Annotated in this window: 24 protein-coding genes and 6 tRNA genes; 8 read left to right on the top strand and 22 right to left on the bottom strand. The window is 67.4% G+C overall.

Annotated elements, in window-relative coordinates; translation table 11 throughout:
• On the top strand, positions 1-2389 hold a 2389-nt coding region (locus HV742_RS30215), incomplete at its 5' end, for a DUF748 domain-containing protein (RefSeq protein ID WP_254601302.1).
• 62 nt (positions 2390-2451) lie between these two features.
• Positions 2452-3336: a dienelactone hydrolase family protein gene (locus HV742_RS30210; protein ID WP_175147129.1), complete on the top strand. Its 885-nt coding sequence runs from the start codon at positions 2452-2454 to the stop codon at positions 3334-3336.
• 898 nt (positions 3337-4234) lie between these two features.
• Here HV742_RS30210 and HV742_RS30205 read toward each other — a convergent pair.
• Positions 4235-4660: a hypothetical protein gene (locus HV742_RS30205; RefSeq protein WP_175147127.1), complete on the bottom strand. Its 426-nt coding sequence runs from the start codon at positions 4658-4660 to the stop codon at positions 4235-4237.
• Positions 4661-4890: 230 nt separating this feature from the next.
• Here HV742_RS30205 and HV742_RS30200 point away from each other — a divergent pair, with 230 nt between their 5' ends.
• Both HV742_RS30200 and HV742_RS30195 read left to right on the top strand, forming a co-directional pair.
• The gene (locus HV742_RS30200) at positions 4891-5394 is read left to right on the top strand and encodes a peroxiredoxin (RefSeq protein WP_049075637.1); all 504 of its coding nucleotides are present in this window, start codon (positions 4891-4893) and stop codon (positions 5392-5394) included.
• 89 nt (positions 5395-5483) lie between these two features.
• Positions 5484-6914 carry an MFS transporter gene (locus HV742_RS30195; RefSeq protein ID WP_059272405.1) on the top strand — a complete coding sequence of 477 codons (1431 nt, stop codon included), beginning with the start codon at positions 5484-5486 and terminating at the stop codon, positions 6912-6914.
• A gap of 16 nt (positions 6915-6930) precedes the next feature.
• On the opposite strand, the gene HV742_RS30190 is transcribed toward HV742_RS30195, so the two are convergent.
• The 9 genes from HV742_RS30190 to HV742_RS30150 form a co-directional block, all read right to left on the bottom strand.
• Entirely contained in the window at positions 6931-7809 is an 879-nt protein-coding gene (locus HV742_RS30190) for an EamA family transporter (RefSeq protein ID WP_175147128.1), read from the bottom strand.
• Positions 7806-8831 (bottom strand): biotin synthase BioB, encoded by a 1026-nt coding sequence (gene bioB / locus HV742_RS30185; protein WP_054417116.1) that lies wholly within the window; start codon positions 8829-8831, stop codon positions 7806-7808. The genes HV742_RS30190 and bioB overlap by 4 nt, the downstream gene beginning before the upstream one ends.
• A gap of 250 nt (positions 8832-9081) precedes the next feature.
• Positions 9082-10572 (bottom strand): helix-turn-helix transcriptional regulator, encoded by a 1491-nt coding sequence (locus HV742_RS30180; protein WP_175147126.1) that lies wholly within the window; start codon positions 10570-10572, stop codon positions 9082-9084.
• A 228-nt stretch (positions 10573-10800) separates the two neighbouring features.
• Positions 10801-10877, bottom strand: a tRNA-Asp gene (locus tag HV742_RS30175).
• A 76-nt stretch (positions 10878-10953) separates the two neighbouring features.
• A tRNA-Glu gene (locus tag HV742_RS30170) sits at positions 10954-11029 on the bottom strand.
• A 45-nt stretch (positions 11030-11074) separates the two neighbouring features.
• Positions 11075-11150, bottom strand: a tRNA-Ala gene (locus tag HV742_RS30165).
• Positions 11151-11253: 103 nt separating this feature from the next.
• A tRNA-Asp gene (locus HV742_RS30160) sits at positions 11254-11330 on the bottom strand.
• 60 nt (positions 11331-11390) lie between these two features.
• Positions 11391-11466 (bottom strand) — tRNA-Glu (locus HV742_RS30155).
• Between the two features lie 57 nt (positions 11467-11523).
• Positions 11524-11599 (bottom strand) — tRNA-Ala (locus HV742_RS30150).
• A gap of 430 nt (positions 11600-12029) precedes the next feature.
• Here HV742_RS30150 and HV742_RS30145 point away from each other — a divergent pair.
• Complete coding sequence (locus tag HV742_RS30145; protein ID WP_175147125.1) at positions 12030-13085, top strand: aldo/keto reductase; 1056 nt, start codon at positions 12030-12032, stop codon at positions 13083-13085.
• An 84-nt stretch (positions 13086-13169) separates the two neighbouring features.
• Here HV742_RS30145 and lnt read toward each other — a convergent pair whose 3' ends face one another.
• The 5 genes from lnt to miaB form a co-directional block, all read right to left on the bottom strand.
• On the bottom strand, positions 13170-14801 hold the full coding sequence (gene lnt, locus HV742_RS30140) for an apolipoprotein N-acyltransferase (protein WP_059272403.1): 1632 nt from the start codon (positions 14799-14801) through the stop codon (positions 13170-13172).
• A complete protein-coding gene (locus tag HV742_RS30135) occupies positions 14798-15688 on the bottom strand; it encodes a CorC family transporter (protein WP_049075628.1) in 891 nt (296 codons plus the stop codon). The genes lnt and HV742_RS30135 overlap by 4 nt, the downstream gene beginning before the upstream one ends.
• A gap of 155 nt (positions 15689-15843) precedes the next feature.
• Positions 15844-16317, bottom strand: coding sequence for an rRNA maturation RNase YbeY (ybeY, locus tag HV742_RS30130; RefSeq protein WP_059272402.1), 474 nt, complete (start codon positions 16315-16317; stop codon positions 15844-15846).
• Positions 16307-17332, bottom strand: a complete 1026-nt coding sequence (locus HV742_RS30125; protein WP_049075624.1) for a PhoH family protein — start codon at positions 17330-17332, stop codon at positions 16307-16309. The genes ybeY and HV742_RS30125 overlap by 11 nt, the downstream gene beginning before the upstream one ends.
• Positions 17329-18762 carry a tRNA (N6-isopentenyl adenosine(37)-C2)-methylthiotransferase MiaB gene (miaB, locus tag HV742_RS30120; RefSeq protein ID WP_054417119.1) on the bottom strand — a complete coding sequence of 478 codons (1434 nt, stop codon included), beginning with the start codon at positions 18760-18762 and terminating at the stop codon, positions 17329-17331. Before miaB ends, HV742_RS30125 begins: the two co-directional genes overlap by 4 nt.
• A gap of 165 nt (positions 18763-18927) precedes the next feature.
• Between miaB and HV742_RS30115 the strand changes: the two genes are divergently transcribed.
• Complete coding sequence (locus HV742_RS30115; RefSeq protein ID WP_175147124.1) at positions 18928-19689, top strand: phosphatase PAP2 family protein; 762 nt, start codon at positions 18928-18930, stop codon at positions 19687-19689.
• A gap of 78 nt (positions 19690-19767) precedes the next feature.
• On the opposite strand, the gene HV742_RS30110 is transcribed toward HV742_RS30115, so the two are convergent.
• The 5 genes from HV742_RS30110 to yajC all read right to left on the bottom strand — a co-directional run bounded on the left by HV742_RS30110 (position 19768) and on the right by yajC (position 24646).
• On the bottom strand, positions 19768-20481 hold the full coding sequence (locus HV742_RS30110) for an alanyl-tRNA editing protein (RefSeq protein ID WP_175147123.1): 714 nt from the start codon (positions 20479-20481) through the stop codon (positions 19768-19770).
• Positions 20482-20516: 35 nt separating this feature from the next.
• The gene (locus HV742_RS30105; protein ID WP_049075619.1) at positions 20517-21194 is read right to left on the bottom strand and encodes a VOC family protein; all 678 of its coding nucleotides are present in this window, start codon (positions 21192-21194) and stop codon (positions 20517-20519) included.
• 129 nt (positions 21195-21323) lie between these two features.
• Entirely contained in the window at positions 21324-22259 is a 936-nt protein-coding gene (secF, locus tag HV742_RS30100; RefSeq protein ID WP_049075617.1) for a protein translocase subunit SecF, read from the bottom strand.
• Positions 22260-22310: 51 nt separating this feature from the next.
• Positions 22311-24191: a protein translocase subunit SecD gene (gene secD, locus HV742_RS30095; RefSeq protein WP_054500983.1), complete on the bottom strand. Its 1881-nt coding sequence runs from the start codon at positions 24189-24191 to the stop codon at positions 22311-22313.
• Between the two features lie 113 nt (positions 24192-24304).
• Entirely contained in the window at positions 24305-24646 is a 342-nt protein-coding gene (gene yajC, locus HV742_RS30090) for a preprotein translocase subunit YajC (RefSeq protein WP_006390891.1), read from the bottom strand.
• A 371-nt stretch (positions 24647-25017) separates the two neighbouring features.
• Between yajC and relB the strand changes: the two genes are divergently transcribed.
• Positions 25018-25314, top strand: coding sequence for a type II toxin-antitoxin system RelB family antitoxin (gene relB, locus HV742_RS30085; RefSeq protein ID WP_175147122.1), 297 nt, complete (start codon positions 25018-25020; stop codon positions 25312-25314).
• Positions 25301-25534, top strand: coding sequence for a type II toxin-antitoxin system RelE/ParE family toxin (locus HV742_RS32620; RefSeq protein ID WP_254601300.1), 234 nt, complete (start codon positions 25301-25303; stop codon positions 25532-25534). Before relB ends, HV742_RS32620 begins: the two co-directional genes overlap by 14 nt.
• Here HV742_RS32620 and HV742_RS30075 read toward each other — a convergent pair.
• Together HV742_RS30075 and HV742_RS32165 are read right to left on the bottom strand one after the other, a co-directional pair.
• Positions 25493-26353, bottom strand: a complete 861-nt coding sequence (locus HV742_RS30075) for a hypothetical protein (protein ID WP_175147121.1) — start codon at positions 26351-26353, stop codon at positions 25493-25495. The genes HV742_RS32620 and HV742_RS30075 overlap by 42 nt on opposite strands.
• Positions 26354-26377: 24 nt before the next feature.
• On the bottom strand, positions 26378-26585 hold a 208-nt coding region (locus HV742_RS32165), incomplete at its 5' end, for a phospholipase A2 family protein (RefSeq protein WP_217482435.1).

Here is a 26585-nt window from a genome sequence, read left to right as displayed (position 1 = left end):
GGCCGGCCATCCGGCCCCGGCGGCCCAACCCGCCTCGGCCGCCACGCCCACCGCAGCCGCGCCCAATGGCGCGCCGACCGCCGCAACCGCCACGGACACCCCGCCCGCCACCGACGCCCCGCCCAAGCCCGCCGCGCCGGCCGAATGGAAGGTGGCGCTGGACGCCTTCAACATCCACGAAGGCGAGCTCTACGTCACCGACGCCATCAGCAAGCTCGACTACACCCTGACCGGCCTGGCCGTCACCGTCGAGGGTGTGGCGCTGCCGCAGGTCAAGGGCGAACCCATCAATCTCTGGCTGACCGTGGACAACAGCACCGATGGCGGCTGGATCCGCGCCAAGGGCCCGCTGGTGCTGCAACCGCTGTCGCTGGAGCTGGCGCTGCGCATGGGCAACGTCGCGCTGGCGCCGTTCGCGCCGGCCGTGCGCAGCCTGTCGCCGATCCTGTTGCAGGACGGCCGCCTCGGGCTGACCGCGCAGGTGCACGTGCTGGACAAGAACGGCGTCATCGATGCGTCCGCCACGGGCGTGCGCGCCGAGCTGGCCCAGTTCAAGGCGCGCGACGAAACCCTGAATCCCGCGCTCGACGTTGCGCTGCAGCAGCTGGTCGTCACCGCCGACCGCCTGGCCATGGGCCCGGGCGCCAGCAATTTCACGCTGGCCGCGGCCGGCATCCAGGGCGGCGGCAAGCTCGACCTGAAGGGCGCCTTCACGCCGCAGCCGCTCAGTGTCAAGACGTCGGTCGACCTGTCCGGCCTGAACGTCGCCTCGTTCGCGCCGTACTTCGCCTCCAGCCTGAATGCCACCGTGCGCGCCATCACGCTGGGCGCCAAGGGCGACGCCGAATTCGCGGCCGCCAACGGCAGCGCGCCGATGAAGGCCGGCTGGAAGGGAGGGGTCGATATCACCGACGTCGACCTGCAGGACCGCGTCAACAAGGACGACTTCCTCAACTGGAAGCGCCTGGGCCTGTCCGGCATGAACGTCTCGGTGGCGGGCGAGAAGATCGTCGCCGGCCTGGGCGACATCGCGCTTGACGACTTCTACGGCCGCATCCTGCTCAATGCCCAGGGCCGCCTGAACGTCATGGACCTGGTGGCCGCGCCCGGGCAGGCCGGTGGCTCCATTACCCAGGACACGCAGACCCCCGGTCGGCGCGCCGAACCGCCGGCGCCGGCGGCCAAGGGCGGCGGCATGCCGGATATCTCGCTCAACAGCGTCACGCTGACGCGCGGCCGCATGACCTTCACCGACCGCTTCGTCAAGCCCAACTACGTGGCCGAGCTGTCCAGCATCGACGGTTCCATCACGGCCGTGTCTTCCACCAACCCGCAGCCCGCCAAGGTCAAGGTCACCGGCCGCGTCTACACCACCGCGCCCCTGTCGATCAGCGGCGTTGTGCAACCGTTCGCCAAGTACCTGTCGCTTGACCTGAAGGCCTCGGCCAAGGGCGTGGACCTGCCGCGCTTCAACACCTACTCGGCCAAGTACGTCGGCTACCCGATCAAGCGCGGCAAGCTGTCGGTGGACCTGGAATACAAGATCAAGGACCGCGCGCTGCTGGCCACCAACCACGTGGTGCTGAACCAGCTGACCTTCGGCGACAAGACCAACAGCCCCGACGCCACCAAGCTGCCGGTGCTGCTGGCCGTGGCCCTGCTGAAGGACTCGCGCGGCAACATCGACATCAACCTGCCGATCTCCGGTTCGCTCGACGACCCCGAGTTCTCGGTCGGCGGCATCGTCGTGCGGGTGCTGCTGAACCTGGTGGTCAAGGCCGTCACCTCGCCCTTCAGCCTGCTGGCGTCGGCCTTTGGCGGCGGCGAGGAACTGTCGTACGTGGAATTCGCGCCCGGCAGCGCCGCGCTCACCGAAGACACCTTGCAGCGCATCGACACCCTGACCAAAGCGCTGGTCGACCGCCCCGCGCTCAAGATGGACCTGAGCGGCCGCGCCGATCCCAAGACCGACCTGGACGGCCTGCGCCAGGCCTGGGTCGACGCCCAGATCCGCCTGGCCAAGGCCCGCGACGTCGCCCCGCGCGGCAAGAAGCCGAACCCGGCCGGCGTCGAGGTCTCGGGCGCCGAGCGCGCCAAGTACCTGGAAAAGGTCTACGACGACACCGACCTCAAGGACAAGCCGCGCAATTTCATCGGCATGGCCAAGTCCGTGCCGCCGCAACAGATGGAGGAGATGCTGCGCGCCGCGGCCCCGGTGGGCGACGAGCAGTTGCGCCAACTAGCCGACGCGCGCGCGCAAGCGGTGTACGAGAAGCTGCAAGCCCAGGAAGGACTCGCGGATCGCGTGTTCATCGTTGCCCCGCAACTGGACGCCGATGGCATCAAGGACGAGGGCCTGCCCTCGCGCGTGGACTTCTCCCTGAAGTGAACCCCGGCGGTTCGCCAGGACGCGGCCGCGTCCGGCGGCCGTCCCTTGCCCGGAGATGCATGATGAAAGACCAGGACGCGCATTTCGACAGCCTGCTGCCGCCCCTCAAGCTGGACCGCCGTGGCTTCATCGCCACCACGGTCGCCGCCGGCTTCTCGCTGGCCGCCGGCCCCGCCGTCGCGCAGACCGCCATCAAGACCGACGCCAACGGCCTGACCGCCGGCAAGGTGGACATTCCCACCGCCGACGGCAAGATGCCCGCCTACCGCGCCGCGCCCGCCGGCAAGAAGAACCTGCCGACGCTGCTGGTGGTGTCCGAGATCTTCGGCGTGCACGAATACATCCAGGACGTCTGCCGCCGCCTGGCCCACCTGGGCTACCTGGCCATCGCGCCCGAGCTGTTCGCGCGCCAGGGCGATCCGGCCAAATACACCGACATCCCCAAGCTGCAGGCCGAGATCATCAGCAAGGTGCCCGACAAGCAGGTGCGGGATGATCTCGACGCCACGGTCGCCTGGGCCGCCGCCCACGGCGGCAGCGACGACAAGCTTGGCATTCTCGGCTTCTGCTGGGGCGGCCGCCAGGTCTGGCTCTACGCTGCCCACAACCCCAAGCTCAAGGCCGGCGCCGCCTGGTACGGCCAGTTGGGCGGCGACCCGAGCGAACTCAAGCCCAAGTCGGTCCTGAGCCTGGTCAACGACCTCAAGGCCCCGGTCCTGGGCGCCTACGGTGGCAAGGACGCCGGCATTCCCCTGACCGACGTCGACAAGATGCGCATCGAACTCGCCAAAGGCCCCGCCGCCGCCAAGGCCTCCCGCATCGACGTCTACCCCGAAGCCCCCCACGCCTTCCACGCCGACTATCGGCCGAGTTACCGCAAGGCCGAGGCGGAGCAGGCTTGGCAGAGGATGCTTGACTGGTTCAAGCAGAATGGGTTGGGTGGGTGAGGCGTTACGGTTGTTCTTCGTAGGCCGCCCCTGGCGTCGGCCGGGCAGGCGGGGCGCGCCCACGATTGCGGTCCGGAGCGTTCGCTCCGGACTGCCCCTTCGTCATCCTCGTCCAGGCCTTCGGCCTTCCCTTCGGATTCCCTCGGGCGCATCGAGGTTGCGCCCCGCCTGCCCGGCCGACGCCAGGGGCTACCGACATCTGCATGGGTGAGGCCGCTCGGGCGGAGGGAGGGGAGAGCGTTTGCGTCGCCCGCCAGGACCGGCTGCGCGGGCAGCCGGTCCTGGCATACGCTTTAGCGGCGCGTCGTGAGAGCGGCGCTGCGCGCGAGTGGGGGGGTGCGGCACGAGGGAGATACAGGTCAAACGCCGCGATCCTTCATGTCACACGGGAACGTGAACGCGCGACGCAGTTTCAAAGCCAGGCGCCCAAAAGCTCCAAAGCCAATTCCATAAGCTCCAAAGCCAATTCCACAAGCTCCAAAGCCACGTCGCCCACGAGCTTCAAAACCAAGCCTGCCCACGCGCGCAGCGTTCATCCTGACCTGCAAGACCCCGCGTAAGCCAAAAAAGGCCGCCCGCGCGGCCGGTTTTTGGCGGGCCCTGCAAACTCCTCCCGCCCCCCGTAGATGCGGCCAAGCATGCCAAGCACCCATCCTCCCCAACAATGCGGAAACCAAGACATCCTGAGCCCGGCGGGACGGCGGCAGGCGGGGGCGGGGCGTGTAGATGCGCCCGACGGAATCCGAAGGAGTCGCCGAAGGCGAGGGCGAGGATGAGGCAGGGGCAGTCCGGAGCGAACGCTCCGGACCGCAATCGTAGCCCCGCCCCCGCCTGCCGCCGTCCCGCCGGGCGGCTCAAGAACTCAATCCCCCGCCAGCCAAAAAAAACCGCAGAGAATTCACTTCTCCGCACTCTCCCCCGGCAACCCATCACTAACCTCAGCCAACGCCGCCTTCATATCCTCATAAGAAATCACCCGCTCATTCTGAAAACTCCCCAGCACCCCCCGGCACCCGTCGACGCCGGACCGCTTCATCTCCTCCATCATCCGCGTCCCATCCGCCAGCCCCTTCTCGTAAAGCCCGTCATACCCCGTCGCCGAAAACCCGTATTCCTTCGCATACCGCTCCAGGTTCTTGCGCGAGGTCGCCTGGTGCTGCGCCAGGTCGGGTTCCGACGCCCCGCACGAACGCGCCGCGCCGTTGGAGGCGCCTGCCGCCACCACGAACGATTCGAACTGGGCCTGCTCGGCCGCGTCGGGGGCGGCCCAGGCGGGGGCGGCCACGGCCATCGTATAGGCCAGGCCGATCAGCATCTTGCGCATCGGTTTGTCTCCGCAAAGCGCCCGCGCGCGGCCATCGCGCCCGGGCATTGAACACGCCCACATTATGGCAACGAACCCCGCGCCGCCCCGCGTGTGGAGTCGTTTCAGACTGTGCGGGTTTCTTTCCCGATCTGTCCGCCGGGCCAGCAAGCGCAACAGACACGAACTATGATGAGGGCTGTGGGGCACGTCCGCCCCAATGCAACACCCCCAACACTGGAGATTTCCCCATGAGCATCAAAGTCGGCGATCGCGTGCCCGACGGCACCCTGACCGAATTCATCGAAACCGAAAGCGAAGGCTGCTCGCTCGGCCCCAACGCCTTCCAGGTCGCCGACCTGACCCGCGGCAAGACCATCGCCCTGTTCGCGCTGCCCGGCGCCTTCACGCCGACCTGCTCGGCCAAGCACCTGCCCGGCTATGTCGAGCAGGCCGCCGCCCTGAAGGCCAAGGGCGTCGATGAAATCTGGTGCGTGTCCGTCAACGACGCCTTCGTAATGGGCGCCTGGGGCCGCGAACAGAAGACCGCGGGCAAGGTCCGCATGCTGGCCGACGGTTCCGCCCTCTGGACCAAGGCCCTGGGCCTGGAGCTGGACCTGATCCAGCGCGGCATGGGCGTGCGCTCGCAGCGCTATTCGGCCCTGATCGTCGACGGCGTGGTCAAGCAATTGAACGTCGAAGGCCCCGGCAAGTTCGAAGTCAGCGACGCCGCGACCCTGCTGTCGCAACTCTGATTTCCCGCGCAGTTCCTGTTTCATCGCTCAATGCGCGGGCCGCCCTGGCGGTCCGCGCCGCTACCTCCCGGCAGAGGTAGCCAGACGCCATGCTCGCAACCATTTCTTCTTTCTCGTCGCTGTATTTCGCGACCCTGCTGATGCTCATCGGCACCGGTCTGTTCAACACCTACATGGGGTTGAGGCTGACCGCGCAGTCCGTCAGCGAGATCTGGATCGGCGCCCTGATCGCCGGCTATTACCTGGGCCTGGTGTGCGGCGCGCGGTTGGGGCACAAGCTCATCATCCGCGTCGGCCACATCCGCGCCTTCGTTGCCTGTGCCGCCGTCGCCACCAGCATGATCCTGGCGCAGACGCTGGTCGACTCCATGCCGCTGTGGCTGGTGTTCCGCGTCATCTCCGGCATCGTCATGGTGACCGAATTCATGGTCATCGAAAGCTGGCTCAATGAACAGACCGAAAACCATCAGCGCGGACGCGTGTTCTCCGTCTATATGGTGGTGTCCGGCCTGGGCACGGTGCTGGGGCAACTGGCCCTGACCGCCTACGCCACGCTCGACCTGCGGCCGCTGACGCTGGTGGCCATGTGCCTGGTGCTGTGCCTGGTGCCGATCGCCGTCACGGCGCGCTCGCATCCGCCCACGCCCCTGCCGGCCGCGCTCGACATCCGCTTCTTCATGCGGCGCGTGCCGCTGTCCATGACCGTGCTGTTCGTGGCGGGCAACCTGTCCGGCGCCTTCTACGGCCTGGCCGCCGTCTACGGCGCCAAGCACGGCATGAGCACCTCGCAGGCTGCCATCTTCGTCGCCGCCGCCGTCACCGCGGGCCTGCTGTCGCAATGGCCCATGGGCTGGCTGTCCGATCGCATCAACCGCGCCGGCCTGATCCGCTTCAATGCGATGCTGCTGGTGTTGCTGCCCGTCGTCATGTGGGGCTGGCTGACGCTGCCGTTCTGGGCGCTGGTGCTGCTGTCGTGCGCCTTCGGCATCCTGCAGTTCACCCTGTATCCGCTGGGCGCCGCCTTCGCCAACGACCACGTCGAATCCGAACGCCGCGTCAGCCTGTCGGCCGTGCTGCTCATGACCTACGGCGTGGGCGCCTGCGTCGGCCCCATGATCGCCGGGGTGCTGATGTCGGTGGCCGGCCACAGCATGTACTACGTGTTCATCTCGGCCTGCGCCCTGATCCTGGTGTGGCAGGTGCGCCCCACCCGTGTCACCGGCGCGCACCAGGTCGACGAGGCGCCGGTGCACTTCGTGCCCATGCCCGACACGCTGCAAAGCTCGCCGGCGGCCGCCGTGCTCGACCCCCGCGTCGATGTCGAGAACGACATCGGCATCGAGATGGTCCAGCCTGATCCCGCGGCGGCTCCGGCGCCGGTGGAAGGCGCTGGCGCCGTCGACCCGCCCGGCGGCGCCGTCGACCCGGCGTCAGGCGTTGCCGCCCGGCCGGCCGAGCCGGATGCCGCCGAGGCGCTTCAGGCCGACGAGCCGGCGCGTGAGCCGCGCACCGGCACCTGAGGTTGACGGCGCCCGTTCACCACGGCGCCATCAGCAGGATGGCCGCCAGCGCCAGCGCCAATCCCAGCCCGTTGACGCGGCTGAGCGGTTCGCGGAACGCCAGGGCGCCGACCAGCGTACCCAGCGAGATCACCCCCATGTTCATGGCGGCGAACACCAGCGCGGGATGGTCCGGCAAGGCCTGATGCGCGCGGATGTAGGTGATGATGTTGCCGAAATTCACCGCGCCCAGCGCCACGCCGGCCGCCAGGTGGCGCGGCGCCCAACGCGCGCGGCGCCATAGCAGGTAGGCCAGCATCAGCGCGCACGCCAGCGCGAACGCCAGCAGCAACCCGCCCGCGAACGCGGTGCCGGCGCGCGCGACCTGCTTGAACAGGATGTCCACCACCCCATAGGCCACCCATACCGCCAGCGGCCACAGCCAATGCGCGCGGCGTGACTCCGCATCGGCGGGATCGGCCGCGCCCGAGGCCGGCGCCGCGCGGCGCAGCAGGCAGAACAGGGCGGCGAAGGCCAGGGCGATGGCGCCCAGCTTGCGGCCGCTGACCGGCTCGCCGAACAGCAGGAATGCCGCCAGCAGCGGGATGAAAAGCGACAGCCGCTGCGCCGCGTCGCTGCGCACCACGCCGGCATGGCGCACAGCCAGCGCCATCGCCATGAAGCCGCTGGGCAGCAGCACGGCTAGCGCAGCCAGCACCAGCCACGGCGTCCGCGGGGTCAGCAGCGCGGCTGGATCCGGCCGCAGCACGGCCCAGCAGAGCAGGGCGGCCACCGCATGGTTGGCCATGATGGCCTGGCGCACGTCCACCTGCCAGCGCCGCGCCAGCTTCAGCATCGCCGCCACGGCGACGCTGCAGGCGACGCTGGCCAGCAGGTAGGACAGGCCGGGCGTCAGCGGCATGCGGCCACGTCCTGGTGGGCGTGGGCCTGCTGGGTCGCATCGATGCGCATGCCCAGGCGTTGCAGCAGGCGCTGGTCAGCCTCCATGCGCGGATTGCCGGTGGTCAGCAGCACGTCGCCATAGAACATCGAATTGGCGCCGGCCATGAAGCACAGGGCCTGCATGGCGTCGTCCATGGCTTCGCGCCCGGCCGACAGACGCACCATGGCGCGCGGCATGGTAATGCGCGCCACCGCGATGGTGCGCACGAATTCGAACGGATCGAGCGGCTCGGCATCGGCCAGCGGCGTGCCTTCCACCCGCATCAGGTTGTTGATCGGCACCGATTCGGGGTAGGGCTCCATGTTGGCCAACTGCGCGATCAGGCCGGCGCGCTCCTGGCGCGATTCGCCCATGCCGACGATGCCGCCGCAGCAGACGTTGATGCCGGCGCCGCGAACCCGTTCCAGGGTGTCCAGGCGGTCCTGGTAGGTGCGGGTGGTGACGACCTTGCCGTAGAACTCGGGCGCGGTGTCCAGGTTGTGGTTGTAGTAGTCCAGGCCGGCGTCCTTGAGTTGTTCGGCCTGGCCCTCGCGCAGCATGCCCAGGGTGACGCAGGTTTCCAGGCCCAGTGCCTTGACCGCGCTGACCATCTCCGCCACGGCTTCCAGATGATGCGGCTTGGGACTGCGCCAGGCCGCGCCCATGCAGAAGCGCTGCGCCCCGCCGGCCTGCGCGGCGCGGGCCGCGGCCAGCACTTCGTCCAGCGGCATCAGCTTTTCGGCTTCCAGGCCCGTGTCGTAGCGCGACGACTGCGAGCAGTAGCCGCAGTCCTCGGGACAGCCGCCGGTCTTGATCGACAGCAGGCTCGACAGCTGGATGCCGTTGGGATCGAAATGGGCCCGGTGCGTCTGCTGGGCGCGATACACCAGGTCCATGAACGGCAAGTCGTAGAGTTCCATCACGGCGGCGCTGCTCCACGCGGACGCGGGCTGCGGCTTGGGCGGCTTGGGAACGGGAATGTAGGCGGTCTGCATGAACGGACTCCAGGAAGGCTTGCGGGGATCTCGCCGCCGGCCCGAGGGGGCGGCTTGATCGGCGGATCGTATGAAGCTGCGCAGGGTTTGCGCAATCTGGTGTCCGGAGGCGATTTTGGCGATGTGTTGTCGCCGGTTTCGCGGGAAAAGGCGTTTTTTAGGGGCGGGCGGAATCTAACGCGGCGGCATCTTCGCGCAGCCGCCACCCCCGATTATTTTGATTCAAATTGTAAATTCGGGGCGCTGGCCGTCAGCCCGGGTCGGACTTGCCGCGCGAGCGCGGCTTCTCGTGGCCGGTGATGCCGCGGTCGCGGGCCCAGACGATGGCTGCGCTGCGCCGGTGCACCCCGATCTTGCTGTAGATGGTGGCCACATGGTTGCGCACCGTGTTGCGCGACAGCCGCAGGTGGCGCGCGATGCCGTCGTCATCGTGGCCCTGGCACAGCAGGCCCAGCACCTCGCGTTCGCGCGCGGTCAGCTGCGCCAGTTCGGCCACGTCGCGCGGCGCCGGCGCCGGGGCGCGCAATTGGGCCAGTTTTTCGATGATGCCGCGGCTGAACCAGGAGGTGTCCTGCATCACCGCCTCGATCGCGGTCAGCAGTTCGGTCTCGCTGCGCTTGCGTTCGCTGATGTCCTGCATCACAAGAAGCAGGCGGCGTTCGCCGCCAATCATGACCGGTTCGGCCGACACCAGGCAGTCGAGCTGGCCGCCGTCGGCCGTGACCAGCGCGGCCTCGCGGCTGCGCATGCTTTCGCCGCGCGCCAGGCGCTCGGCCATGCCCTCGGACGGACGCAGGCCCAGCGCCGTCAGTTCCTGGCCGACGCCGTCCCGGGACGATACGCCCACCGCTTGCGCAAAGGCGTCATTGAAATCCAGCGCGCGCAGCGAATCGCCCTCGCACAAAGCCATGGGCACCGGCGCCAGGCGGAATGCCTTGGAAAAGCGTTCCTCGCTATGTTGCAGGGCTTCTTCGGCGCGCTTGCGTTTTTCGAGGTCGATGAAGGTGAACAGCATGCAGGGCTCGTCCTGCATGTCGATGGGCTGGCCGGCGACGATGACGAACCGGGGCGCTCCATCGCCCAGCCGCAGCACGCCCTCGCGCTGGCTGATGGTCAGGCCCGCGTTCAGCTTGGCCACTGCGTCGTCCTTGTCCTCGCCGCCATCGAGCACGTCGAGTTCGTACGCCGATTTGCCCAACACCGCTTCGCGTGGCAGGCCCGTCATGTCCAGGAAGCCCTGGTTCACTTTCACATAGCGCAGGTCGGACAGCCGGCAGATGAGCGCCGGCGCGGGATTGGCGGCGAAGGTGCGTTCGAAGCGCTGTTCGGCGTTGAAGGCCTCGGTCTGGTCGTCCAGGATCAGCACGCGGTAGTCCGCGCCGTCGTCTTCGAGCAACAGGCCGCGCGCGCGGATGTTGCGCAGGAAGTCGGCGTCGTCCTTGCGCGTCAGGTCCAGCAGCAACTCGTCGAACGCCACGCCGGCGGCCAGCCGATCCAGCGGATACTGCCTGGCCGGCACGCGGTGGTGGTTGCGGTAGGTCAGGGCGAAGCGCTTGCGGTAGCCCGCGGGCGTCTGTCCCAGGGCGTCCAGCGTGTCGGCCCCGTGCAGCGCCAGCGCGCTGGCGTTGGCCCAGGCGATGGCGCCGTCGGCTTCGAGCAGGATGATACCTTCGTTCAAGCCAGCGATGATGCGTTGCAGGTGCTGGCGGTGGGCATGTGGAGCGGCGTTGCTGGCGGTCACGTGGGCCTCTTGGCTTGGCTGGCACAAGCGCACAGGATGCGTTGCGACGCGCGGCCTGTCCAGAGGATAAACGGACGAGACCGGGGAAGGGCGGCGCGGCGCGTGTTGGCGCGCAAAGCAAAAAAGCTCCGGAATCCGGAGCTTTTGGCGGGCGCCTTCTGGCGCAGTGCAGGAAGACTCCTGCGGAACAACTGGTCTTGCGGCTTGCTGGGATGCACGCAAGATGCTTGGCGGAGCGGACGGGGCTCGAACCCGCGACCCCCGGCGTGACAGGCCGGTATTCTAACCAACTGAACTACCGCTCCGCAGCGGCTTACTGGACTTCAGGGCATACCGTCTTGTCAGGACGATCTCGCAGGTCCGGTCGGCGAGCCAGCGAACTGGCGTCCCCTAGGGGATTCGAACCCCTGTACTCACCGTGAAAGGGTGATGTCCTAGGCCTCTAGACGAAGGGGACCGGAAACTGCAACTGCTCCAACTACTGTACTACTTACTGCTTTACTGGTGGAGGTAAGCGGGATCGAACCGCTGACCTCTTGCATGCCATGCAAGCGCTCTCCCAGCTGAGCTATACCCCCCAGAATCCCTGCTGTTCCAACCTGCAAACAACAAGGCTTACACCCTATAAATGCAAAAAGCTCCAGGGACGGAGCTCTTGAAAGGCACTGCGTAGAGCGCTTTTGGCGGAGCGGACGGGGCTCGAACCCGCGACCCCCGGCGTGACAGGCCGGTATTCTAACCAACTGAACTACCGCTCCGCAGCGGCATACTCAACTACTGTGTCTCTTCAACTGCATCTTGTACTGCTGCCAGTGAACTGGCGTCCCCTAGGGGATTCGAACCCCTGTACTCACCGTGAAAGGGTGATGTCCTAGGCCTCTAGACGAAGGGGACTTGGACTTGCTGGCTTTACTACGATTTTCCTGCTGTACTGCGTTCTTCGCTTTGGACTGGTGGAGGTAAGCGGGATCGAACCGCTGACCTCTTGCATGCCATGCAAGCGCTCTCCCAGCTGAGCTATACCCCCGTTCTTCTAATCAATTCCTGCTTCCGTTCCACGTTTTTCCGACCGCTTTCGTGGTCGTTTTTCGTGTCTCGTTGCCGGTTTTGTTTAGTGCCGTTGGCGAAGAAACGAGATTATGCACGAACTAATTTCGGCGTGCAAGTCGGTTGGATGCAAAAAATGAAAAAGTTGCGCTGAAATCGCTTTCAAGGGGACATATGCGGGGAAGCCGGACTTGGGGGCCGTGCTCCATCCGGTGTGCGGGAGGGGCCGGCAAGGCCCGCGCAGAAGCGTTTGCGGGCTGTCCGCAAACGCTTCTGCGGGATCGGTCCGAAGCCGCCCGGCCGCTGGAAAATCAAGGCCTTGCGCGAGTGCTATCGTGGGGGGGGGGGGGCCGCGGGCGCGCGCAAGGCGTCCCGCCATGATGTCTTTGCCGGCAGGAGATTTTTTTCGCATGAGCACCAACACTTCTTTTCCGACGCGCCAGTTGGGGCGCAGCGACATGTCCATCACGCGCATTGGCCTGGGCGCCTGGGCCATGGGCGGCAACGCCTGGGCCATCGGCTGGGGGCCGCAGGACGATGGCGATTCGATCGCCGCGATCCGGTTGGCGGTGGACCGCGGCATCAACTGGATCGACACCGCCGCCGTCTACGGGCTGGGCCATGCCGAGGAAGTGGTGGGGCGGGCGCTGGCGCAAATGAGCCCCGGCGACCGGCCCTATGTCTTCACCAAGTGCGGCCTGACGTGGTCCCCCGAACAGCCGCGGGCGACGCCGCGGCGCACTGGCGCGCCGGCCAGCATCCGCCGTGAAATCGAGGGCTCGTTGCGGCGCCTGGGCGTGGAACGGATCGACCTCTACCAGATGCACTGGCCGGCCGGCGACGGCACGCCGCTGGAAGTCTATTGGCAGGAACTGCTCGACCTGAAACAGGCGGGCAAGGTGCGGGCGGTGGGGCTGTCCAACCACAACCTGGCGCAGTTGCAGGACGCCGAGGCGCTCGGCCACGTGGAGTCGCTGCAGCCGCCCTTTTCCGCGATCCAGCGCGGCGCGGCCAACGACCTGATACCGTGGTGCGCGCAGAACGGCACCGGCGTCATCGTCTATAGCCCGATGCAGTCGGGCCTGCTCAGCGGCGGTTTTTCCGCCGCGCGGGGGCAGGCCCTGGGCGCGGATGACTGGCGTTCGCGCAATGCCGAATTCCAGGCCCCCAACCTGGCGCGCAACCTGGCGTTGGCCGAGGCGCTCAAGCCCATCGCCGAACGCCACGGCACGACGCAGGCGGCGGTGGCCATCGCCTGGACGCTGGCGTGGCCGGGCGTCACCGGCGCCATCGTCGGCATGCGCAACGTGGCGCAGGTCGACGGCGTGCTGGGCGCGGCGGAACTGGAACTGGACAGCGACGACATGGCGCGCATCGCGGACGCGATTGAGCTGACGGGCGCGGGAGTGGGGCCGCTACGGCCGGTCGACGACAGCGGCGCGCTGCCTGTCAACCTGTTGCGCTAGGCCCTCGGCCAGTGACGGCCGCCAGTGAAGGTAGCCGGCGAAGGCGCATGCGTCGGACCGGGCGCTGCCCGATCCGATTCAGGGTCAGGAACGGCGCGCGCGGCGGGCGCCGAAGGCGGCAATCAGCGCCAGGCCGATCAGCGCCAGCGCCGATTTGTCGCCGAAGCGCGCGTAGGGCGTCAGGCCCGCCATGCCCTGCACCGACACCGGCAGCACGCCCGGCTGCAACGGCGCCAGTTGCGCCGCCACCCGGCCCTTGGCGTCGATGGCCGCGGTGATGCCGGTGTTGGTGGCGGTCAGCATGGGGCGGGCGGTCTCGATCGTGCGCAGGCGCCCGATCTGCAGATGCTGGCGCAACGCCCAGGTGTCGCCGAACCAGCCCAGGTTGCTGACGTTCACCAGGATGGTGGCGCCCGGTTCGCCGTTGGCGCCGGGCTGCAGCGCCGGCAGCAGGTCGGGGCCGAACAGGTCTTCGTAGCAGATGTTGAAGGCGATGTGCTGGCCGCCCACCGCGAACGGCGTCTGGCGTTCGGGGCCGCGGTCGAAATCGCCCAGCGGGATGTTCAACATGTCGACGAACCAGTGAAAGCCCGGCGGCACGTATTCCCCCCAAGGCACCAGGTGGCGCTTGTCGTAGCGCATCGCCGTGCTGCCGCCGGTCAGCTGTTCCAGCGGCGTCTGGCCGTCGAAACCCATGACGCTGTTGGTGTAGCGGTCACGGCCGTCGCGCACGTCGTGGATCGGCACGCCCATGGCGATCACGGCATTCTGCCGCGCGGCCACCTGGCGCCAGACGTCCCAGACGCGCGGGTCGAGCTGGTCCTGGAAGATCGGCAGCACGGTTTCCGGCAGGATCACCATTTGCGGCGGCGGCACGCCCGGCGCCGGCGGCAGGGCCGCCAGTTCGAGATGGCGGCGCAGGCTCTGGTCCAGCAGCGCCGGGTCGAATTTCTGCGATTGCTCGATGTTGCCCTGGACCAGCCGCACATTCAGCGCCTCGCCGCTGGCCGTGGACCAGTCGATGCGCGACAGCGGCCAGCCGGCGGCCGCAAGCGCCAGCGCTACGCCGGCGGCCAGCGCTCGGCGGCCGTCCCGGGGAGCGTTGCGGTCGCTGGCGGGACGCCACAGGCTTGCGATCGCGGCGGCGGCGAAGGCCGACAGCAGCGCCATGCCGTGCACGCCCAGCAGCGGGGCCCAGCCAGCGATGGGGCTGTCGACCTGCGCGTAGCCGATGTTGAGCCAGGGGAAGCCGGTCAGCAGCACCGCGCGGACCCATTCGAAACCGGCCCACAGCGCGCCCCAGGCCAGCGTGCCGGACAGCACCTGTCCCGGCGCCGAGTCGGCCGCCAGCGGGACGTAGCGCCGCGCCAGCGCGCCGGCCGTGGCCGGGAACAGCGCCAGGAAGGCCGACAGCGCCAGCACCGCGGCCACGGCCAGCGGCGCGGCCAGGTCACCGTAGCGATGCAGGCTGATGAAGATCCAGTACAGCCCCAGCGCGTAGGTGGCGAAGCTGAACAGCCAGCCGCGCAGCCAGGCCTGGCGCGCCGAGGGCGCGTATAGCGTGACGCGCGCGGCCACCGCCAGCGCCAGGATCTGGGTGATGGCCAGCGCCCAGTCCGGCAACGGACCGGGCGCGAAGGTCAGGGCGTGGATGGCGCCGGCCAGCGTCAGGCCGGCCGCGCCCAGCAGGAACGGACCGCGGGCGGCGCGGCTCATGCGTCGGTATCGGGCTGGACGCCGCGGGAGGGCGCCACGCGCTTGACGCGCAGCCAGATGGCGCGGCGCGCGTCGCCGCGCGCCACTTCGAGCTTCAATCCGTCGAACTCGGCGACGTCGCCGCGGCGCGGGATGCGTCCCAACTGGCCGCCCATCCAGCCGCCGACGCTGTCGTACTCGTCGTCGGGCAACTGGCAGCCGAACACGTCGTTGAAGTGCGAGATGTCGGTGGCGGCCAGCACGCGCCACTGGTTCTCGCCCTCGGGGAAGATCGAGTCTTCCTCGGTTTCGTCGAATTCGTCCTCGATGTCGCCGACGATCTGTTCCAGCACGTCTTCCATCGTCACCAGGCCGGAGATGCCGCCATGCTCGTCGATGACGATGGCCTGGTGGTTGCGGCTGGCGCGGAACTCGTGCAGCAGCACGTTCAGGCGCTTGGATTCGGGGATGAACACGGCCGGACGCACCAGCGTGCGCACCTCGATGCCGGGTTCCAGCATGCAGCGCAGCAGGTCCTTGGCGAGCAGGATGCCGATGATGTTGTCGCGGTCGCCTTCGTAGACCGGGAACCGCGAGTGCGCGGTTTCGATCACGTTGGCCACCAGGTAGGGGATGGGCTGCGTGACGTCGAGCAGGTCCATGCGCGAACGCGGAACCATGATGTCGCCGACGGTGCCTTCGGACACGGCCAGCGCGCCCTTGATCATCTTGTAGGACTCCGCGTCCAGCAGGTCGCGGTCATGCGCGGCTTCCAGGACGGCCTTGATGCCTTCACGGTCCTCGGGCTCGCGGCGCACGAGGGAAAGCAGGCGGTCTAGAAGGGATTTGGTGGCGGGTTTGGATGAGCGAGCGGGCGTCGCTTCGGGAGCAGGGTAGGGGTCAGACATCGTCCGGGAGGACAAGTTAGGGAGGGGTCAGCATAACCGAATCTGGCGCGCAATTTGTAACGCGGCCCGCGAAAATGGGGCCAACCGACGCGATCTGCGCCTTGCAGGCCGCCATTTCGCGTCGATTGCTCAGGGTTGACCCGAGGACGGCCGGATCAGGCCGCCAGGTACGGGTCGGCGATGCCCATGCGCGCCAGCGTGGCGGTCTCCAGCGCTTCCATGCGACGGGCGTCGCGCGCCTTGATGTGGTCGTAGCCGAGCGAATGCAGCACCCCGTGCAGGGTCAGGTGGGCGGCGTGGTCGAGCAGCGCCTTGCGCTGTTCGCGCGCCTCGCGCACCAACACCGGCACGCACATCACGATGTCGCCGCGCGCCACGCCCAGCGGGTCGACGCCGTATTCGAACGTCAGCACGTTGGTGGCGTAGTCGCGCTGGCGGAAATCGCGGTTCAGGCGGCGCCCCTCGGCCGCGCCCACCAGGCGCAGGCTGAGCTCGGCGGCGCTGAAGTCCACCAGCCCGTCCTCGGCCGCGGCGGCCAGCGCCCGCTCGGCCCAGCGGCGCAGGCGCCAGCGCGGCAGGCGGGGTTCCTCGACCCCGTACTGGACGGACAGGGACAGATCAGGCGTCATGTTCGGCGGCCCGGTCGTAGGCATCGACGATGCGGGCCACCAGCGGGTGGCGCACCACGTCGCGGCTGGTGAAGCGGGTGGTGGCGATGCCCTGCACGTCGTGCAGCACCTTGACGGCGTGCGCCAGGCCGCTTTCCTGGCCGCGCGGCAGGTCCACCTGCGACGGGTCGCCGGTGATGACGGCCTTGCTGCCGAAGCCGATGCGCGTCAGGAACATCTTCATCTGTTCGGGCGTGGTGTTCTGCGCCTCGTCCAGGATGACGAAGGCGTGGTTCAGCGTGCGGCCGCGCATGTAGGCCAGCGGCGCGATCTCGATGGTCTGCTTCTCGAACAGGCGCTGCACCTTCTCGAAGCCCATCAGGTCGTACAGGGCGTCGTACAGCGGGCGCAGGTACGGATCGACCTTCTGCGCCAGATCGCCGGGCAGGAAGCCCAGCCGTTCGCCGGCTTCGACCGCCGGGCGCGTCAGCACCAGGCGTTGCACCGTGTCGCGCTCCATCGCGTCGATGGCGCAGGCCACCGCCAGCCAGGTCTTGCCGGTGCCGGCCGGGCCCACGCCGAAGGTGATGTCGTGCTTGAGGATGTTGTTCAGGTAGTCGCGCTGGCGCGGCGTGCGCGGACGCAGGTCGCTGCGCTTGGTGCGCAGGGCGATGGCGTCGCTGTCGTCGTCCAGCGACGGCAGCGGGTCGGCCTCGCGGGCCGGCGCGTCCTGCGTTTTCTCTTCCTGGCGGCCGACGCCGATCTCGACCAGCCCGAGCTGGATGTCGTCGACCGAGAGCGCGCGATGCACGGCCTGCTCATGGAAACGGCGCAGCACGCGGCCGGCCAGTTCGGCCTTGTCGCCTTCGATGGTGACGCGGCTGCCGCGGCGCGAGAGCTTCACGCCCATGCCGTCGGCGAGCTGGCGCAGGTTTTCGTCCAGCGGGCCGCACAGGTTGGCCAGGTGGGTGTTGTCGCCGTCCAGGATGACGACGGCGGGCAGGCTGCGGCGGGCGCGGGGGCGGGAAGTGGTCATTCGGCCTCTTGGGAGTCGCGGTCGACGTCGGCCACCCGGGCGCGCAGCGAATTGGTGTGCGCCTCGGTGATGATGACGTCGACCATCTGTCCGATGAGCCGCGCGGGCGCGGCGAAGTTGACGATGCGGTTGTTCTCGGTGCGGCCCATCAGCTCGTTCGGGTCGCGCCGCGACGGGCCTTCCACCAGCAGGCGCTGGCGCGTGCCGATCATGTTGCGGGCGATGGCGGCGGCCTGCTCGTTGATCAGCGCCTGCAGGCGCTGCAGGCGGCGCAGCTTGACGTCCTGCGGCGTGTCGTCGTGCAGGTCGGCCGCCGGCGTGCCGGGGCGGCGCGAATAGACGAACGAGAACGAGGTGTCGAAGCCGACGTCCTCGATCAGTTTCATGGTCTTTTCGAAGTCTTCCTCGGTTTCGCCGGGGAAGCCGACGATGAAGTCCGACGACAGCGTCAGGTCGGGACGCGCGGCGCGCAGGCGGCGCACCACCGACTTGAACTCCAGCGTGGTGTAACCGCGCTTCATGGCCGCCAGCACGCGGTCGCTGCCGGCCTGCACCGGCAGGTGCAGGAACGACACCAGCTTGGGCAGGCGGGCGTAGGCGTCCACCATGCGCTGGGTCATTTCCTTGGGGTGCGAGGTGGTGTAGCGGATGCGTTCGATGCCGGGGATCTCGTGCACGTACTCCAGCAGCATGGCGAAATCGGCGATCTCGTCGCTGTCGGCCATGCGGCCGCGATAGGCGTTGACGTTCTGGCCCAGCAGCGTGACTTCCTTGACGCCCTGGTCGGCCAGGTCGGCCACTTCGACCAGCACGTCGTCGAACGGCCGCGAGACTTCCTCGCCGCGCGTGTAGGGCACGACACAGAAGCTGCAGTACTTGCTACAGCCTTCCATGATCGAGACGAAGGCGGTGGCGCCGTCGACGCGCGGCGGCGGCATGTTGTCGAACTTCTCGATCTCGGGGAAGCTGATGTCGACCTGCGAGCGGCCTTCGGCGCGGCGGCGCTGGATCAGGTCGGGCAGGCGGTGCAGGGTCTGCGGGCCGAACACCACGTCCACATAGGGCGCGCGCTTGACGATGGCCTCGCCTTCCTGGCTGGCCACGCAGCCGCCCACGCCGATCACCAGGTTCGGGTTGGTCTTCTTCAGGTGCTGCACGCGGCCCAGGTCGGAAAAGACCTTTTCCTGGGCCTTCTCGCGCACCGAACAGGTGTTGAACAGGATGACGTCGGCTTCTTCCGGATTGTCGGTCAGTTCCAGCCCCTGGTCGCCGCGCAGCACGTCGGCCATCTTGTCCGAGTCGTACTCGTTCATCTGGCAGCCGAAGGTGCGGATGTAAAGCTTGCGGGGAGCGCCGGTGGCGGGGGCGGGCGGGACGGCGGCGGCGCCGTCTTGCGCGTGGGGCACGCGCTTGAGGGAAGTTTCTTGCATGTCGGTCGCCGTGACGGGTGTAGATCCCGGGGGCAGTGGAGAGGGGAAAAGCGGAATTTTACCCCTTGCTGCAAATTTCCTTCATGCAGACGAAATGCAGGGTTACGATAGCTGGCCCTCGCAGATTCCCTTTCCGAGAACAATTATCTTTACGCGACCGGTCCGATGACGACGAATCCCTCCCTTCCGCCGGCCGCCACGCTCGCGCCCGGCGCCGCAGCCGCCGCGACGGACGAGTTCCGCAATCCGCTGTCGACCTCCGCCTGGCTGCTGGCCGGTCTCGGGGTGGCGCTGGTGGCCGCGGTCTGCGCCCTGTGGGTCGACCTGCCGCTGGCGATCTGGATCCGGCAATCGGTCAGCGACGGGGTCAATACCTCGTTCGAGTGGATCGGCGAAATGGGCGAAAGCGGCCGCTACATCGGCGTGGCGCTGGCGTTCTACATCGTCGGCCTGGTCGGCCTGGCGCGCGGCTGGCGCAATCCGGTGCGCATGAGCTACGCCAGCATGGCGCGCGGCAGCCTGCTGATGCTGTCGACCATGGCGGTCGGCGGGCTGGTGGTGCTGGTGCTCAAGCGTTTGGTGGCGCGCGCCCGTCCCGAGCTGTTCTTCGAGAAGGGCATCTACGGGCTGGGCGAGTCGTTCTCGCGCGCCAACCAGTTCAATTCCTTTCCTTCCAGCCACACCTACGCCGCCTTCGCGGTGGCGGTGACGCTCGGCATCCTGGCGCCGCGCTGGCGCTGGGCCTTCCTGTCGCTGGCCGCACTGGTCGCCGCCAGCCGCCTGGTCAACCTGGATCACTACCTGTCCGACGTGCTGACCGCCGCCGCGATCGCCATCGCCGTGGGTCACCTGCTGGCGCCGCGGGTGCTCTGTAGCAAGTACCAATGGCCGCTGCGCGCGCCGTGGCGCTGGTGGAAGAAGGGCTGAGCGCGCCGCGAGGCGCCGCCGACGGACTTCAATGAAAATGGCCGCCATGCAGGCGGCCATTTTCATTGGCGGCAAGGTTCAGGCGAACGCCACCACCACGCGGCGGTTGGTGCGGCTTTTCTTTTCGATCTTGGTGACCGTGACCGGGCCGATCTCGCCGGTGTTGGCCACGTGCGTGCCGCCACAGGGCTGGCGGTCCACGCCGGGGATCTCGATGATGCGGATGCGCGCCGCGCCGCCGGGCGGGGCGGCGCCGACCGTGCGCACCAGGTCGGGCTGCGCCGCCAGTTCCTCGGGCGTGATGGTGTTGACGGTGACGTCGGTGCGGGCCTGGATCAGCGTGTTCAGGCGCTCGGTCAGGTCGGCCTTGTCGAGCGTCGACTCGGGCAGGTCGAAGTCGATGCGGGCCGAGTCGGGCGAAATGCTGCAGCCGGTGACGGGCGCCGGCACCAGCGAACCGAGCAGGTGCAGACAGGTGTGCAGGCGCATCAGCCGGTGGCGGCGCGGCCAGTCGATGCGCACGGTGACGCGGTCGCCGACCTGCGGCGCCGCGACGCCTTCGGCCAGCACGTGCAGGATGCGGCGGCGGTCGTCGGTGTAGATGGTGTCGGCCACCGGCAGCGCGCGGCCATCGGCCAGCGTCAGCGTGCCGCTGTCGCCGGCCTGCCCGCCGCTGCGGGCGTAGCAGAGGGTCTGGTCCAGTTCGACGCCGTCGGCGCCGACGGCGATGACGGTGGCCTCGCACTGCTGCTCGTAGGGCGCGTCGTCGAAGCGCTTGAGGGTGACGCTCATGGGGATGTCTCCGTTGTCTTTCTGTGTGGTGTGGGTCAGGCCAGGATCCGGATGCCCCGGTCGGTCTCGATGGCGGCCTGCAGGCGTGGCGGGCCGTCGGCCTGCTCGATGGCGATGAGCGCGTCCGCGCCCAGCCAGGCCAGCCCCTGGCGCAGTAGCGCGGCATGCGGATGGGTGGCGGTCAGGGCGCGCAGCGTCAGCGGCTGGCGCGGCAGGCTGACGCCGGGATAGGCTGGCACGTCCCACTGGATCAGGGTCGGCAGCAGGCCGTCGCCGGCCGCCTGGCCGCCCTCGCGCCAGGCGGGCAGGCTGCCGTCGTCCGGCACCGTGAGCCGCCAGCGCAGGTCGCCGCGGGTCATGGGGATGGCAGGCGCGATGCGATCGGGGTGCCGCGCCTGCCATGCGCTCAGGTCAGCGGGCGCCTCGACGCGCGCCGCCCAGTGCGCCAGGAACGGCCCTTCGGCCAAGCGCGCCCGCATGGCCGGCTGGTCCAGCCCGAACCAGCGCGGCCGCTGTGGCGCGGGGGCGTCCGGGTCGATGGCGATCACTTCCAGGTACACGCCGCCCGCCATGCCCAGCACGCGGTTGTGGGTGCCCATGCGGGGATGCGCGCCGCCGCCCGTGGGCGCGATGCCCAGCAGGTCGGCCACGTGGCGCGTGCCGCTGTCCAGGTCGGCGGCGGCGACGACGAGATGATCGAGAGCCAGTTTCATGAGGCCTATGGTAGCGAATAAGGGGGCGGTCGTACCCGTACAGCGGGTGGGCGAGGCGTCTGTACAGTGGCCTTGCCAAGCATAAAAAAACCCGCCACGCGGGCGGGTTTTCCAAAAAAGGGAAACGGTTCAGGCGACTTCGCCTTCCTCGCCTTCCTTCTTGACCGGCTTGATCAGGTCTTCGCGCTTGACGCCCATCCACATGGCCAGCGCCGCGGCGACGAACACCGACGAGTAGATGCCGAACCAGATGCCGATGGTCAGGGCCATGGCGAAGTAGTGCAGGGTGGGGCCGCCGAAGAACAGCATCGCCAGCACCATCATCTGGGTCGAACCGTGGGTGATGATGGTGCGCGAGATGGTCTGCGTGATGGCGCTGTTGATGACTTCCTGCACGTCCGCCTTGCGGTACTTGCGGAAGTTCTCGCGGATCCGGTCCATGATGACCACGGATTCGTTCACCGAGTAGCCCAGCACCGCCAGCACGCCCGCCAGCACCGACAGCGAGAACTCCCATTGGAAGAAGGCGAAGAAGCCCAGGATGATGACCACGTCGTGCAGGTTGGCGATCACGCCGGCCACCGCGAACTTCCATTCGAAGCGGAAGCCCAGGTAGACCATGATGCCGATGACCACCACCAGCAGGGCCATCAGGCCGTTGTGCAGCAGTTCCTGGCCGACCTGCGGACCGACGAACTCGACGCGGCGCAGCTCCACGCCCTGGTCGGCGGCCTTGAGCGCGGCCATGACGGTTTCGCTCTGGGTGGCCGACGTCTGGCCTTCCTGCAGGGGCAGGCGGATCATGACGTCGTGCGAGGTGCCGAAGTTCTGCACCTGGAAGTCGGTGTAGCCCAGCTTCGAGACCACGCCGCGCACGTTTTCAAGCTGCGCCGTCTGGGCGTAGTTGACTTCCATGACCGTGCCGCCGGTGAATTCGATCGACAGGTGAAAGCCGCGCGTAATGATGAAGAAGACCGCCGCCACGAAGGTGACGAGGCTGATGATGTTCAGCACCAGCGCGTGGCGCATGAACGGGATGGTGCGGTGAATCCGGAAAAATTCCATGTTTTGCCCTGGCTATTCGGCGGCGGGCGGCGTGGCCGCCCGCGCGCATGTTCAGTTGGTCTTCGGCTTCCAGACTTCGCCGATGGAGATCGACGTGAGCTTCTTCTTGCGGCCGTACCAGAGGTTGGCCAGCGCGCGCACGCCCACGACGGACGAGAACATCGAGGTCAGGATGCCCAGGCAATGGACCACCGCGAAGCCGCGGATCGGGCCGGAACCGAAGGCCAGCAGGGCCAGGCCGACAATCAGCGTGGTGAGGTTGGAGTCAAGGATCGTGCCCCAGGCGCGCTCGAAGCCATGGTGGATGGCCTGTTGCGGCGTTGCCCCGTTGCGCAATTCTTCCCGTATCCGCTCGTTGATCAGCACGTTCGAGTCGATCGCCATGCCCAGTGTCAGCGCGATGGCGGCGATGCCCGGCAGCGTCAGCGTGGCCTGCAGCATCGACAGCAGGGCCAGCAGCAGCAGCACGTTCAGGGTCAGGCCGACGGTCGAGAACACGCCGAACAGGTGGTAGTAGATGATGATGAAGACGGCGATCGCCAGGAAACCGTACAGCGTCGAATGGAAGCCCTTCGAGATGTTGTCGGCGCCCAGGCTCGGGCCGATGGTGCGTTCCTCGATGATCGACATCGGCGCGGCCAGCGCGCCGGCGCGCAGCAGCAGGGCGGTGTCGGCGGCTTCCTCGGAGCTCATGCTGCCCGAGATCTGCACCTGGCCGCCGGCGATTTCGGTGCGGATGACGGGGGCCGTGACCACTTCGCCCTTGCCGTTCTCGAACAGCAGGATGGCCATGCGCTTGCCGATGTTGTCGCGGGTGACGTCGCGGAAGATGCGCGCGCCCTTGGAGTCCAGCGTCAGGTGCACGGCGGCCTGCTGGGTCTGCGAATCGCGGCCGGGCTGGGCGTCCTGCAGGTTCTCACCGGTCAGGACCACCTGGCGGCGCACCAGGATCGGGCGGCCGTCGCGGTCTGAGTAGCGCTCCAGGCCGAACGGCACCGAGCCGCCCAGCAGCGCGGCCTGCGCGGCGGGCGAGTCGTCGACCATGCGGATTTCGAGCGTGGCGGTGCGGCCCAGCAGTTCCTTGGCCTTGGCCACGTCCTGCACGCCGGGCAACTGCACCACGATACGGTCCGAACCCTGCTGCTGGATGACCGGTTCGGCCACGCCCAGTTCGTTGATCCGGTTGTGCAGCGTGTTGATGTTCTGTTTGAGCGCCGAGTCCTGCACGCGGGTGACGGCGGCCGGGTTCAGCGCGCCCAGCAGCAGCAGCTTGCCGTTCTCTTCGCTTTCGGTGAATTCCAGGTCGGGCAGGCGGCTGCGCAGCGTCGAGATGGCGCGGTCGCGGTCCTGCGCGTTGGCGAAGCTTGCGGCCACGCTCATGCCGGAGCGCTCGACGCCGGCCACGTTGACCTTCTGGTCGCGCAGCACCGAGCGCACGTCGGCGGCCAGCGAGTCGTAGCGGGCGGTCAGCGCGCCCTGCATGTCCACTTGCAGCAGGAAGTGCACGCCGCCGCGCAGGTCCAGGCCCAGGTACATGGGCTTGGGGGCGAACCAGCCCATGGCGCGCATCCAGCTCGGCGAGGCCGGCAGCAGGTTCAGCGCCACGGTGTAGTGCGGGTCGCCCTGGACGGTGTTGAGGGATTTGTCGATCAGATCGCGCGCCTGCAGTTGCAGGTCGGTCGACGTGAAGCGGGCGCGCACGGTGCCGAGCGTGCCGTTCTGTTCGTAGTAGACCCCGTCGTTGGGGATCTTGGCGTCGGCCAGTACCTGCTCGACCCGGTCACGCATGGCCGGATCCACCTTGATGGTGGCCTTGGCGCTGGAAACCTGGACGGCGGGCGACTCGCCGTAGAAATTGGGAAGCGTATACAGCAGGCCGATAAGGACCGCAATCAGGACCGTAATGTACTTCCAGAGGGGATAGCGGTTCATTGCCGGCTACGTCATGTAAGAGTGGAGAAAAGGCCGCCCGGGCGGCTGGCGCGGCGGGCGGCGGGGCGGCTGCCGCGGGCCCGGGGCCCGGCGGCGGAGCTCCTATGGGACGCTTACAGGGCCTTGATGGTTCCCTTGGGCAGAACGGTCGACACCGACGATTTCTGCATGATGATCTCGACCGGCTTGTCGGCCAGTTCCGAGACTTCGACGGTGACGTAGCTGTCGTTCACCTTGGTGACCTTGCCCAGCATGCCGCCGGCGGTCACGACTTCGTCGCCCTTGGCCAGGGCGGCGATGAGGTTGCGGTGTTCCTTCTGGCGCTTCATCTGGGGACGGATCATCAGGAAATAGAGGATCACGAACATCAGGATGATGGGCAGCATGCCCATCAGCGCATTGCCTTCGGGAGCGGCCTGGGCCACGACGAGGCTGGCGGTATCGATAGCGGACATGTAATTCTCCTGCGTTTGGTCTGTTTGGGTTTGTTTGTATCGTGCTGTCGACGATCTTGTTCTGCGCCCATCCCCGCGCGAGCCATGGATAGGGCAAGCCGACTATTGTAGCGAGGTTTAAGGGCCCCCACGCCGCGCGCACGTGGTGCGCTAGCTGCCCCCCGAGGGGGCTGCCCCGCCTTGGGGTGGCCCGGCGGCGGGGCGGCCGTTCTGGCGTAGAGTTCGTCCTGTGTGCAGTGATGAGGGCGGAAACGCGAAACAAAAGACCTTGTGCGGGTTCTCCCGGATGGGTGGACGCAAGATGCGCGGTTGGTGGCGGGAAAGTATCTCAATTGAGATACGCTGGCTCGACATCTATCGCAGGAGTCGCCATGCCCCAGACCTCGATGCTCCACGTCCGCGTGGACGACAAGCTCAAAGCCGACGCCACCGAAAAGCTGGCCGAATTCGGCCTGACGATTTCCGACGCCGTGCGCATCCTGCTCACGCGGGTGGCCAAGGAGGGCGGCCTGCCCGCCGGATTGACCACCGATGCCCAGGCGCACGACGCGTGGTTCCGCGCCAAAGTTCAGGAAGCCCTGGCTGACACCGGGCCGGCCGTTCCGCACCAGCAGGTCATGGACGAGGCCCAGGCGCTGATCGACAAGAAGCGCCGTGCCCGCAGTTGAGTGGTCGTCTGTCGCCAGGGCCGATCTGTTGGCCATAGTCGACTACATCTCGGATGACAATCCAGACGCTGCCCAGCGTCTGAAAGACGGTATTGAAACGAAGGCGGCGCAACTGCCCGCCTGTCCCGCGCTGTCGTGCCCGTGCACGCTGGATATCTTGATCGCCAGAAGTTGTGCGTCAGAGAAGACTATCGCAAAAATAGCTCATATATTTATCTAAGTCCGCCCTGTCACAATCGAACGAATCCCATTTTGGGTTGATCCACTCGTCCGCAGGATTCCCTTCGACCACGATAGACGGCGATGGCAATCCCATCAGGTCGCCTGGACCTTCGGGTTCCACGACCTCGGCGAAATAGCGGGGAGTGGAGGCGTCCCCCGATGGTTCCATCGCCTCTGTCGGAAAATCAGGGCCATCCACCAGACCAAAATCCCCCGGAAATATTGGCCATTCGTCTCCGAGCCACGGCGCAATGCTAGCAGCCGAAGCGGGGGGCATTTTTTCCGTAAACTCGGGCGGCGGTAGAGCGCCAGCAGACCAGGGGGGAATCGTAACTGGCGCGGATGTTCCAACTTGCACGAACACTGAACCATCGTCGAGGGTTGTAGTTATCGTTTCGCTTCCGGCAATAACCGCGCCGTCATGCAGAGAAGTGATGCTGTGGATCGCTGGATAGGCATCCTTGTAGTAAGTCAAGGACACGCCCTGCCGGTTGGTTCCGGCGATGGTCAAAGTAAACAGCACATACGACATGCACTCGTCATTCCCCTCACGATCAAGGCCCATCACGTTCCCGTGATAACTTGAACCACTCATGGTCGTTCCGAACCGGTCTGTGTAGATAAGCCCGTCGATACCGCCAAATCCCATTTCGATGGATGCCATCAGGTCGCCGAATACACTCTTCACGAATTGGTAGCCGAGGGCGGGAAGATCGAAATTCCAGATTTTCTCGGCAAAGGCGAAGGTCATCAGTTTGCTATAGGTCTGCTCAACTTCCGGCAGGCTTTGCTGATCCAGTTGAGAGAGCCTCGCCATCAGGGCTATGTCGGCCTTGAGCTTTTACATGGCTTCGTCCGGCTGACCTTTGGCATCAAAATAGGCCAGATCGTGATCCTTGCACATCGCATCCAGCGGACTCTCCTGCGTGGTTCCATCGACTCCCGGGCGTTTGAACACCGCTCCTCGAACAAGCTCGTCCCGACTCAGTTCTCCACCGCGCTGCCCCGCGGACCAATCGGGCCCGCACCAATTGCCGTATATGGGAACA

The organism is Achromobacter ruhlandii (assembly GCF_902859695.1).
GTDB lineage: Bacteria > Pseudomonadota > Gammaproteobacteria > Burkholderiales > Burkholderiaceae_B > Achromobacter > Achromobacter ruhlandii.
This window is presented reverse-complemented; position numbering and strand designations above follow the sequence as displayed.

What these genes read in the sequence shown, in the direction of transcription:
- HV742_RS30210 (WP_175147129.1), top strand. Translation starts at nt 2,452, where the DNA reads ATGAAAGACCAGGACGCGCATTTCGACAGCCTGCTGCCGCCCCTCAAG.
- HV742_RS30205 (WP_175147127.1), bottom strand. Translation starts at nt 4,660, where the DNA reads ATGCGCAAGATGCTGATCGGCCTGGCCTATACGATGGCCGTGGCCGCC.
- HV742_RS30200 (WP_049075637.1), top strand. Translation starts at nt 4,891, where the DNA reads ATGAGCATCAAAGTCGGCGATCGCGTGCCCGACGGCACCCTGACCGAA.
- HV742_RS30195 (WP_059272405.1), top strand. Translation starts at nt 5,484, where the DNA reads ATGCTCGCAACCATTTCTTCTTTCTCGTCGCTGTATTTCGCGACCCTG.
- bioB (WP_054417116.1), bottom strand. Translation starts at nt 8,831, where the DNA reads ATGCAGACCGCCTACATTCCCGTTCCCAAGCCGCCCAAGCCGCAGCCC.
- HV742_RS30145 (WP_175147125.1), top strand. Translation starts at nt 12,030, where the DNA reads ATGAGCACCAACACTTCTTTTCCGACGCGCCAGTTGGGGCGCAGCGAC.
- lnt (WP_059272403.1), bottom strand. Translation starts at nt 14,801, where the DNA reads ATGAGCCGCGCCGCCCGCGGTCCGTTCCTGCTGGGCGCGGCCGGCCTG.
- HV742_RS30135 (WP_049075628.1), bottom strand. Translation starts at nt 15,688, where the DNA reads ATGTCTGACCCCTACCCTGCTCCCGAAGCGACGCCCGCTCGCTCATCC.
- ybeY (WP_059272402.1), bottom strand. Translation starts at nt 16,317, where the DNA reads ATGACGCCTGATCTGTCCCTGTCCGTCCAGTACGGGGTCGAGGAACCC.
- HV742_RS30125 (WP_049075624.1), bottom strand. Translation starts at nt 17,332, where the DNA reads ATGACCACTTCCCGCCCCCGCGCCCGCCGCAGCCTGCCCGCCGTCGTC.
- miaB (WP_054417119.1), bottom strand. Translation starts at nt 18,762, where the DNA reads ATGCAAGAAACTTCCCTCAAGCGCGTGCCCCACGCGCAAGACGGCGCC.
- HV742_RS30115 (WP_175147124.1), top strand. Translation starts at nt 18,928, where the DNA reads ATGACGACGAATCCCTCCCTTCCGCCGGCCGCCACGCTCGCGCCCGGC.
- HV742_RS30110 (WP_175147123.1), bottom strand. Translation starts at nt 20,481, where the DNA reads ATGAGCGTCACCCTCAAGCGCTTCGACGACGCGCCCTACGAGCAGCAG.
- HV742_RS30105 (WP_049075619.1), bottom strand. Translation starts at nt 21,194, where the DNA reads ATGAAACTGGCTCTCGATCATCTCGTCGTCGCCGCCGCCGACCTGGAC.
- secF (WP_049075617.1), bottom strand. Translation starts at nt 22,259, where the DNA reads ATGGAATTTTTCCGGATTCACCGCACCATCCCGTTCATGCGCCACGCG.
- secD (WP_054500983.1), bottom strand. Translation starts at nt 24,191, where the DNA reads ATGAACCGCTATCCCCTCTGGAAGTACATTACGGTCCTGATTGCGGTC.
- yajC (WP_006390891.1), bottom strand. Translation starts at nt 24,646, where the DNA reads ATGTCCGCTATCGATACCGCCAGCCTCGTCGTGGCCCAGGCCGCTCCC.
- relB (WP_175147122.1), top strand. Translation starts at nt 25,018, where the DNA reads ATGCCCCAGACCTCGATGCTCCACGTCCGCGTGGACGACAAGCTCAAA.
- HV742_RS30075 (WP_175147121.1), bottom strand. Translation starts at nt 26,353, where the DNA reads ATGGCGAGGCTCTCTCAACTGGATCAGCAAAGCCTGCCGGAAGTTGAG.